At 75.7% G+C, this 543-nt stretch carries 1 protein-coding gene; it reads left to right on the top strand.

Features of this window, described 5'->3' with window-relative positions; translation table 11 throughout:
- Positions 1 to 543: MFS transporter (locus AX737_RS34505; protein WP_348626805.1), on the top strand; the 543-nt coding region annotated here is incomplete at both ends.

The raw sequence follows: 543 nt of genomic DNA, 5'->3' as shown, positions 1-543 counted from the left end.
CCGGGCGATCTGGCGCGAGCCGCTCGCCTGGCAGGTCACCGGCTTCATGGGCCTGCAATCGGCGCTCGCCTACATCCTGTTCGGCTGGGTGCCCCTGCTGCTGCACGACCGGGGATTGAGCACCGTCGATGCCGGGTTCGTCGCCGCCCTGATGAGCGTGGGGCAGGCGCCCGCGGCCCTGCTGCTGCCCACCCTCGCGGCGAAGCTGCGCGACCAGCGCGGGGCGGCGCTCGCCATCGTCGGGCTCACCGTCGCGTGCTACCTCGCGACGGCGCACGGCCCGGTCGCCCTGCTCGTGCCGGCGACGCTCGGGCTCGGCTTCGGGATCGGCGGCTGCTTCGGCCTCGGGCTCACCGTCATCGTGCTGCGCGCGCGGGACACGCAAGGGGCCGCCGCGCTCTCGGCCATGGCGCAGGGCGTCGGCTACACCATCGCCTCGCTCGGGCCCCTCGGCTTCGGCCTCGCCCACGAGGCCTTCGGCGGCTGGGGTGCCTCCTCGCTGCTGTTCTGCGCGCTCGCCCTCGGGGCCGCCGCCTGCGCGCT

Origin of the sequence: Methylobacterium sp. CCH5-D2 (assembly GCF_001556475.1) — a bacterium.
Classification (GTDB): Bacteria; Pseudomonadota; Alphaproteobacteria; order Rhizobiales; family Beijerinckiaceae; genus Methylobacterium; species Methylobacterium hispanicum.
This window is presented reverse-complemented; position numbering and strand designations above follow the sequence as displayed.